This is a genomic window from Actinomadura sp. KC216 (assembly GCF_004348535.1).
Classification (GTDB): Bacteria; Actinomycetota; Actinomycetes; order Streptosporangiales; family Streptosporangiaceae; genus Spirillospora.
Genome location: NZ_SMJX01000350.1, coordinates 1 through 8,219, shown reverse-complemented (window position 1 = coordinate 8,219; position 8,219 = coordinate 1). Strand labels below are relative to the sequence as shown.

The following is an 8,219-nucleotide window of genomic DNA, read 5'->3' as shown; positions in this document are numbered from 1 at the left end:
CTCCAACGGCAACTTCTACACCCCCACCGTCTTCGGCGGCGTCACCGACGACATGACCATCGCCCGCGAGGAGATCTTCGGCCCCGTCCTGCCCGTCCTCGCCTACGACGACCCCGAAGAGCTCGCCGCCCGCGCCAACGACACCGAGTTCGGCCTGGCCGCGTCCATCTGGACCCGCGACCTCGCCACCGCCCACCGCATGGCCGCCGACATCCGCGCCGGCGCCGTCTTCATCAACATGCTCCCCATCCCCGACGCCGCCGCCCCCTGGGGCGGCTACAAATCCAGCGGCTGGGGCCGCGAAATGGGCCCCTACGCCCTGGACGCCTACACCGAGATCAAGGGCGTCTGGGTCCACCTGGACACCCCCTGACCCACCGTTTCGCGCCCGCCCCCACGAACCGGGTACGCTTTCCCGGCAACCCGGGCGCGTAGCTCAGGGGTAGAGCACTCGCCTTACAAGCGAGTGGCCGCAGGTTCGAAACCTGCCGCGCCCACACAGGTCTAAGCCATGGTCCGGACTCCGGGCCATGGCTTTTGATCTTTCGGGTGCGCGTTCAGGGATGGCTCTGGCATGATCCACAGGACTTGAGAGAGCGTGCCGTCCACGATGCTGAAAGTTGTCTCGCGCCGATCGGTCGGGGGCTGCGTGCGCGGCCGTCATGTGATCTCGACCCCGCGGCTGCTGTTCCGCTCGCCGACGATCATCGACGTCCTGGCGGTCCTGGCGGTGGCCAGCGACGCGGATGCTCAGCGATGGCTCGGGTGGGAACCCGAAAGTGTGGTTCCTGAGCGCCAGCGGGAACGCCTTTTGAACGGGCGCGCCAGACTGAGGCGTCCGTTACTGGGCTGGGGGCCGGTTCGTGCTCCGCTCTGCTTGGTGGCGATCGACCCGCAGAACCGTGCCTACGCTGGGATGGCCACGATCCAGGAGGTCACGCCGGACGCGTGCGAGGTCGGTGGGAGTTTGAGCCCGGACTATCGCGGCTTGGGCTTGGGCGCCGAACTGTTTACAGCCATCTACCAGCTTGCGCACCACCATTTCGGCTATGCCGAGGTCAGGGCCGGTACCGAGCCCACCAACACCGCCTGCATCCGCTCGCTCCAATCGGCCGGGTTCGTCCGCGTGGCGGGCTCGGACACGCATCTCCTGCCGGTCGGACGGACGGTCCCGGCAGCCTGGTTCTCCCGTACCGACCCCGACACTGCGATCTGCCCCGCCGTCCGGCATCGGTGACGTGCCGTCCGTGGCGGGACACGTACTCACAGCGGTGAGCGGGCTGTTGGCTTGGGAGCTACTCGGGCGGGCCGTAGTGGGCGGCTATCTGGTCTGAGGTTGGCCAGCGGGTGTAGGTGGGGGACTGGGGCCAGCCTTCCGGGGAGTCCTGCCATTCTTCTTGGCGGCCGTAGGGGAGTAGGTCTATGAGGGGGAAGGTGTGGGTCAGCTGTTCGGTGCCTCGGCCGTTGGTGTGCCAGGTGCGGTAGACGGTGTCGCCGTCGCGTAGGAAGACGTTGACGGCGAAGCCGCCGCCTGGGGGTGCGTCGACGTCGGTGCCGAACGGGCTGTTCGCGGTGGAGTACCAGGTCATCTTGTTGCCGACGCGCTGTTTGTATTCGAGGGCTTCGTCTATAGGGCCCTGGGTGACTATGACGAATCTGGCGTCGTAGAAGTCCAGGAATTCCAGGCGTGTGAACTGGGAGGTGAACCCTGTGCAGCCTGGGCACTGCCACTTTTCGTTCGGGAACCACATGTGGTTGTAGACGATGAGTTGGGATCTGCCCTCGAAGATGTCGGCGAGGGTGACCGGGCCTTCCTCGCCCTCCAGGGTGTAGTCGGGCATCTCGACCATCGGCATCCGGCGGCGCTGGGCGGCGATCGCGTCGAGTTCGCGGGTCGCGGCCTTCTCGCGGGCGCGTAGTTCGGCCAGGTGGCGCTGCCAGGTCTCGGTGTCGACGATGGGCGGTAGCGCGGTCATGGGTCCTCCTTGGTTCGCGGTCTCTATGTGTGGACCATGGCCGGGCGTCTAACTCATCGGTGGAACCCCTGTCCCCGGGTCCGGGGACAGGGGTTCCGGGGCTCAGCAGAGGCCGTTCGGGCTGGACGTGCCGCAGGTGTTGCCGCGGAAGCGGTTGGTGTTGCTGCCGCTGTTGTTGACCAGGTCGTACGGCTGGTTGCCGCGGAGGTGGTTGGCCTTGATCAGGTTGTGGTGGGCGGGGCGGTTGCGCGGTGGTGTGCCGCGGAAGAGGACGATCCCGCCGGAGTAGGGCAGTTCCCCGCGGTTGCGGTGCACGGTGTTCTTGACGATCTCGTTGTGGTCGCCGCCGAAGAACAGGATTCCGGTGCCGCTGAGCGCCGGGACCGGGCCGTGCGCCTCGCAGAACTTGTTGTTCATCGAGACGCGGTTCTTCCACACCTTCGTGTGGCCCTGTCCCGACGCCTGGCTGTCGTCGACCAGGGCGATTCCGGTGCAGTTGTTCGTGATCGAATTGTGGTGGATCTTGACGTGGCGGGCGTGCCGGACCAGGACACCGAGTGTGTTGCCGGTGGAATGGTTCGAGGCGATCTCGGTGCCGTACGCGTTGGCGATGTCGCCGACGTAGAGTCCGGCGTCGTCGCGGTTGTCGAGGGTCCAGTTCCAGACGAACCGGCCGCGGGTGGACCTGTATTGGGCGATGCCGTACTCGCCGTTCCTCTTGGCGAGGACGGCCTGGACCTTCATGCGGTCGGTGTAGTAGCCGAACACGCCGGTGCCCCTGAAGTCGCGGACGACCAGCTGCTGGATCGTCACCCCCCTGACCGGGCGGTTCGTCCAGCCGACGACGCAGAAGCCCATGCCTGGGACCTTGGCCCGCGCGCAGTGGTCGCGGCCGCCGGGACGGACGATCGTCTTGTTGCCCTCACCCCGGATCGTGAGGCGCTTGCGGACCAGGACGCCGCCGTTGTAGTGGCCGGCCTTGAGCCGGATGGTATCGCCCGGCTTGGCTCGGTTGACGGCCGCCTGGATCGAATGGCCCGGCCGGACGACATGCGTCCGTCCGCCCGCCGCCTGGCCGGCGGGCGCGATGGTGGCGAGCCCGGCCAGCACGACGCCCGTGCCGACCGAGGCCGCGATAATCCGCCTCATCCTTTTCCCCCGTTTCGCTGTGCTTTGCCGCGCCGTGCGGCAAACCAATTCCTCGATCATCTTGAACCGGAAAGATTATTCCGTTGATGTGAGGGGGGTAAAAAGTGAAAGGGGTCTTGGGAAGGTGGATGAATTCGCCGGGCGTCAGCCCCAGTTCTCGGTGGTGTGGCCGGGGAGGAGGTCCAGGGCCACGCGGTCCTCGACGGCGAGGACGGAGATGATCTCCTCGGCCTCGGCCATGGTCACGTGGCGGCCGTGGAAGCGGCGCGCGACCGGGTCCGGGAATTCCAGCCACAGGCGCGGGCCCGCCTCCCACATCACCTGCGCGGCGCCGTCCGAGCGGCCCACGAAGACGGCGAAGTTGTCCGGGTAGGGCGTGAGTTCGAGGAGGACGCCGCGGGCCTCGGCCAGTGTCATCGGCACGGGGGCGTCCGCGTTGCGGCCCTTCGCGTAGTCGCTGTACGTGACGTCGAGGCGGTCGGCGTCCGGGACGGGCGCGGCGGGGCCGTCCGGCCAGGTGGCGAGATGGCCGGCGCGGCGCCGCCGGTAGGTGACGTCGACCTCGATGCGGCGGCGCGGGTCGCCGTCCCAGCCCACGGTCAGGCCGTGGCGGCGGAGGGCCCCGGCGACCTCTTCGCCGATCTCCGGCTGCGTGGACGGCTCGTCGGCGTCCTTGAAGATGCCGTAGGCGAGCATGAGGCCGCCGCCGGAGACCGCGGTCTCCATGTCCTGGCGGTGGCAGAACGTGTAGCCGCGCCGCTGCTCGCCGTCCGGCACCTCGCCGCCGACCTCGGAGATCCCGCAGTTCTGGCAGCAGGAGAAGTCGGCGCGGGCCACGATGCCGGACATGTCGAGGTCGCGGAACGCGCGCAGCAGCCGGTCGGAGTCGGTCACGTCGGGCCAGGTGCGCTGGTCGGCGAGGTAGGCGGCGAACTCCTCGGCGGCGATCTCGCGGGCGAGGGAGGTAACGTCGGGAGTGTCGTCCATGCACTCGGCGGCTCGCTCGACGATGGTGTCGAAGTCGTCTTTGCCGAGGGCGAGCCGGACGCGAATGTGCTCACGGAGCTGTTGCGACATGTCGGCCGATTATGGCGGACATCCGGGTTCGGGACGGCCCGGACGCGGTTTACATGACGTTCACAATCGGGCAACAGGTCCGAAATGCCCGGTTGGCAGGTTGTGACGTGCCGAAACCGCCTGGAAGGGACCGACGTTGAGCTACAAGGCCGAGTACATCTGGATCGACGGCACCGAGCCGACCGCGCGGCTGCGGTCGAAGACGCGGATCCTCGCGGACGGTGCCGACCTGCCCGACTGGGGCTTCGACGGGTCCAGCACCAACCAGGCCCCCGGCGACCACTCCGACTGCGTGCTCAAGCCCGTCTTCTCCTGCCCCGACCCCATCCGCGGCGGCGACAGCAAGCTGGTCCTCTGCGAGGTGTACCTCGTTGACGGGACGCCCCACGAGACCAACACCCGTGCCAAGCTGCGTCCCGTCGCCGAGAAGTACGCCGACCATGACTCCTGGTACGGCATCGAGCAGGAGTACACGTTCTTCAAGGACGGCCGCCCCCTGGGCTTCCCCGAGCGCGGCTACCCCGCCCCGCAGGGCTTCTACTACTGCGGCGTCGGCGCCGACGAGGTGTTCGGACGCGACATCGTCGAGAAGCACATGGACGCCTGCCTTGCGGCGGGGCTGAAGATCTCCGGCATCAACGCGGAGGTCATGCCCGGTCAGTGGGAGTTCCAGATCGGCCCGGCGGGGCCCGTCGAGGTCGGCGACCACATGTGGGTCGCCCGCTGGCTGCTGTACCGCATCGCTGAGGAGTTCGACGTCTCCGCCACCCTCGACCCCAAGCCGGTCGAGGGCGACTGGAACGGCGCGGGCGCGCACACGAACTTCTCGACCAAGGCCATGCGCGAGGGCTACGACGCGATCATCACGGCGTGCGAGGCGCTCGCCGGGAAGGCGCAGGAGCACGTGGCCGGGTACGGCGCCGACATCGAGCGGCGGCTGACCGGCATGCACGAGACGGCCCCGTGGAGCGAGTTCAGCTACGGCGTGTCGGACCGCGGCGCGTCCGTGCGGATCCCGTGGCAGGTCGAGGTCGACAAGAAGGGCTACATCGAGGACCGGCGCCCGAACGCCAACGTCGACCCGTACGTGGTGACCCGCCTGATCACCGGCACCTGCTGCGCGGCGCTGGAGACGGCCGGCCAGGTCTGATCCCGGCCGCCGGGCCGTCCGATCGCGCCGGCTCGTCCGGCCGGCGGGCCTCCGTCCGGCCGCGGGGCGTCTGGTCGTGGGGGAGAGAGGGCCCCGGGGAGCGTCGCTCCCCGGGGTTCTCCCGCTCGGCGACACGGGCTGCTTTGCCGTGGAACGCGGCCAAACATCTGCAAAATGGTGCGCTTGGGGGAGTTCCCCCGTTCGGCACCGGGTACCACCTCTACGTTTCGCACGGGGGAGGGGACATGCCCGATTCGTCATTCGGGCGGTACTCCGGTGGCCTGCACGGCAGGCGCGCCGCCGGCCGCCCTGCGCCACGGCCCTGGGAGCGGTCGTTCCGGTGTCCCACCACGGCGCGGCGGCGCCCGGCGGAGGCTCCGGCGCGACGGTACGAGGACTTCATCGCGCTGCACGAGGAGATCGCCGCGGCGTCGGGGCCGTCGCTGCGGCCGCTCTGGTGGACGGGGATCGCCGCCGCGCTGGGCGGGGGCCTGCTCGCCTTCGCCGCCGTGATCGGGCTGCGCACGATGGTCGGGGTGGAGGTCCCGGTGTACGCGGGCGGGCACGCCGCCCCGACGGCCGCCGCGACCAGCTACGCGCTGTGCGCGATGGCGGGGACGATCCAGGCGACCGCGCTGATGCACCTGCTGGTGGCGTCGGCGGCGCGTCCCGTGCGCGCGTTCGCGTGGATCGGCGCGATCGTGGTCGTGCTGCTGACGATCCTGCCGCTGACGCTGAAGGGGCCGTTCGACGCGGCGCTCGCGACGGCGGGGATCAACCTGCTCGGCGGCACCGCCGTCGTGGTGCTGCTGTCCGCCGTGGTGGCGGGTTCGCAGCCGTTCCCGCAGGACGGGCCGTCCAAGCGCCGCCGCCGCCGACGCTGACCCCCGGGGTGCTCAAGGGCGGACGAACCTGGCCAGCAGGTCGTCCAGGGCGAGCGTCCCGGCGTCCAGGGCCGCGTACATCTCGTTGATCTCGGAGTAGCCGAGCTCGCGGGCCACCGACAGCGAGTCGCCGTGCGCCTCGGCGGCGAGCAGGTCGACGTCCCGGCGGGCCAGCGCCCGGATGAGGCGGCGCCGTCCCGCGTCGGCGGCCTCTTCCGCGCGGCGCAGCGTCAGGCGCTGCTGGATGTGGACGCGGGCGGTGACGGTCACGGCGATGTCCAGCCAGTCCTCGGACGGGGACCCGGCCGGGTCGGTGAGGATCTCCACCACGTTGCCGCTGCGGACCTGCACCGACATCGGCGTGAGGCGCCCGTTCACGACGGCGCCGATGCAGCGGTCGCCGGTGCGCGCGTTCAGCGCGTACGCGAAGTCGAGCGCGGTCGCCCCGGCGGGCAGCGCGACGATGTCGCCGCCGGTGGTGAACGCGGCGACGTTGCCCGCGGCGAGGTCGGTGCGGAGCCGGTCGAGGAACTCGGCGGACGGCGCGTCCGACTGCCAGGCCAGCAGGCGGCTCAGCCACACCAGGTCGCGGCGCCCGGCGACGGCGGTGGACGCGTCGTCGCCCGCGTCGCGGATGTGCGCGACGATGCCGTGCTCGGCGACCGGATGCATCGCCTCCGTCCGGATGATCACCTCGAAGGGGTCGCCGTCCGGGCTGATCACGCGGGTGTGCAGCGACCGGTACATGTTGTCCTTCGGCATCGCGATGAAGTCGCGGACCTGGCCCGCGACCGGGTGCAGCGCGGCGTGCACGGCGCCGAGGGCGATGTAGCAGTCGCGTTCGGCGCCGTCGACCATCAGCAGGAGCCGCGCCGCCTCGCAGGGCCGCAGCCCGGCGAGGTCGCCGCCGAACGACTGGTGCACCGCGTACAGGTGCGACGGCCTGATCTGGACGCGCGCCGCCACCCCGTGCTCGGCCAGCGCCGCGCGGATCAGCCCCATCGCGGGCGCGAACTCCCGGCCGGCGTCCCGCAGCGCCTGCCGGACCGCCTCCCGCGTCGTGGCGTGCTGCTCCGGGAGCCGGGCCGCGAACGCCAGGTCGTCCATCTCCCGCTTGAGGACGTGGATGCCGAGCCGCTCCGCGAACGGGACCAGCAGCTCGTGGGACGCCTTCGCGATGCGGGCCCGCTTGTGCGGCGGCTGGAACCCCAGCGTCCGCAGGTTGTGCAGCCGGTCGGCCAGCTTGATCACCAGGACGCGCAGGTCGGCCGCCGCGGCCAGCACGATCTTGCGGAACGTCTCCGCCTCGGCGCGGTCGCCCCACCGCTCGCCGTCGAGCTTCGTGACGCCGTCCACCAGGACCGCGACCTCCTCGCCGAACTCGGCGCGCAGCTCCCCGAGCGTGTACGGGGTGTCCTCGACGGTGTCGTGCAGCAGGGCGGCGACGAGCGTCGTCGTGTCGAGGCCCATCCCGGCGAGGATCAGCGCGACGGCCAGCGGGTGCGTGATGTACGGGGCGCCGGACTTGCGGAGCTGCCCGCGATGCAGCCGCTCCGCGACCTCGTAGCCGTGCAGGAGCTCCGCCTCGTCGGCACCCGGGTAGGCGGCGCGGTGCGCGGCCAGCAGCGGCGCGAGCGCGGCCCGGACGGGATCGGGCCCGCCGGCCGCGATCCGCCGCCGCGCCGGCAACCGGAACCGCCCCTTCGCCGGATTGAGCGTCGCCATAGCACCCACCTGGCTCGCCTGCCGCTCGCTACGGAATGTGATCGCCATTATGCCCTTCGTTCATCCGGGGAGAGAAGCGCCGCGCGGTTTTCGCCTCCGGGACGCCAAGGGAAGGTCCGGAGTTCTTTGCGCAGCGCTATCGCCGCGCTCTGTGGTGTGTCGCCTAAGTAATCGGGCGCTCGCCTTCCGTAGTGTGACGCAGCGTTGTTGCGAGCCGCAGGGGGACGTCGGGGGGCAGTGCATGGCGGCGGACAGGGG

At 70.4% G+C, this 8,219-nt stretch carries 8 protein-coding genes and 1 tRNA gene; 5 read left to right on the top strand and 4 right to left on the bottom strand.

Annotated elements, in window-relative coordinates; translation table 11 throughout:
• The 3 genes from E1264_RS36455 to E1264_RS36445 all read left to right on the top strand — a co-directional run.
• A partial coding sequence (locus E1264_RS36455; protein WP_132181067.1) for an aldehyde dehydrogenase family protein occupies positions 1–373 on the top strand: 373 nt, incomplete at its 5' end.
• A gap of 52 nt (positions 374–425) precedes the next feature.
• Positions 426–497: transfer RNA gene (locus E1264_RS36450), tRNA-Val, on the top strand.
• A 113-nt stretch (positions 498–610) separates the two neighbouring features.
• A complete protein-coding gene (locus E1264_RS36445; RefSeq protein ID WP_132181065.1) occupies positions 611–1,237 on the top strand; it encodes a GNAT family protein in 627 nt (208 codons plus the stop codon).
• 58 nt (positions 1,238–1,295) lie between these two features.
• On the opposite strand, the gene E1264_RS36440 is transcribed toward E1264_RS36445, so the two are convergent.
• The 3 genes from E1264_RS36440 to E1264_RS36430 all read right to left on the bottom strand — a co-directional run bounded on the left by E1264_RS36440 (position 1,296) and on the right by E1264_RS36430 (position 4,202).
• Positions 1,296–1,976 (bottom strand): DUF899 family protein, encoded by a 681-nt coding sequence (locus tag E1264_RS36440; protein WP_132181063.1) that lies wholly within the window; start codon positions 1,974–1,976, stop codon positions 1,296–1,298.
• 102 nt (positions 1,977–2,078) lie between these two features.
• Positions 2,079–3,125, bottom strand: a complete 1,047-nt coding sequence (locus E1264_RS36435; protein ID WP_165964561.1) for a right-handed parallel beta-helix repeat-containing protein — start codon at positions 3,123–3,125, stop codon at positions 2,079–2,081.
• 144 nt (positions 3,126–3,269) lie between these two features.
• Positions 3,270–4,202 (bottom strand): hypothetical protein, encoded by a 933-nt coding sequence (locus E1264_RS36430; protein WP_132181059.1) that lies wholly within the window; start codon positions 4,200–4,202, stop codon positions 3,270–3,272.
• A 136-nt stretch (positions 4,203–4,338) separates the two neighbouring features.
• Between E1264_RS36430 and glnII the strand changes: the two genes are divergently transcribed.
• Together glnII and E1264_RS36420 are read left to right on the top strand one after the other, a co-directional pair.
• Complete coding sequence (glnII, locus tag E1264_RS36425; protein ID WP_132181057.1) at positions 4,339–5,352, top strand: glutamine synthetase; 1,014 nt, start codon at positions 4,339–4,341, stop codon at positions 5,350–5,352.
• A gap of 245 nt (positions 5,353–5,597) precedes the next feature.
• The gene (locus E1264_RS36420; RefSeq protein ID WP_132181055.1) at positions 5,598–6,236 is read left to right on the top strand and encodes a hypothetical protein; all 639 of its coding nucleotides are present in this window, start codon (positions 5,598–5,600) and stop codon (positions 6,234–6,236) included.
• Between the two features lie 12 nt (positions 6,237–6,248).
• Here E1264_RS36420 and E1264_RS36415 read toward each other — a convergent pair whose 3' ends face one another.
• The gene (locus tag E1264_RS36415) at positions 6,249–7,961 is read right to left on the bottom strand and encodes an HD domain-containing protein (protein WP_132181053.1); all 1,713 of its coding nucleotides are present in this window, start codon (positions 7,959–7,961) and stop codon (positions 6,249–6,251) included.
• Positions 7,962–8,219: the final 258 nt, after the last annotated feature.

Bases quoted from the DNA above. Each gene is read 5' to 3' on its own strand.
- E1264_RS36435 (WP_165964561.1), bottom strand. From the start codon at position 3,125: ATGAGGCGGATTATCGCGGCCTCGGTCGGCACGGGCGTCGTGCTGGCC.
- E1264_RS36420 (WP_132181055.1), top strand. From the start codon at position 5,598: ATGCCCGATTCGTCATTCGGGCGGTACTCCGGTGGCCTGCACGGCAGG.
- E1264_RS36430 (WP_132181059.1), bottom strand. From the start codon at position 4,202: ATGTCGCAACAGCTCCGTGAGCACATTCGCGTCCGGCTCGCCCTCGGC.
- E1264_RS36445 (WP_132181065.1), top strand. From the start codon at position 611: ATGCTGAAAGTTGTCTCGCGCCGATCGGTCGGGGGCTGCGTGCGCGGC.
- E1264_RS36440 (WP_132181063.1), bottom strand. From the start codon at position 1,976: ATGACCGCGCTACCGCCCATCGTCGACACCGAGACCTGGCAGCGCCAC.
- E1264_RS36415 (WP_132181053.1), bottom strand. From the start codon at position 7,961: ATGGCGACGCTCAATCCGGCGAAGGGGCGGTTCCGGTTGCCGGCGCGG.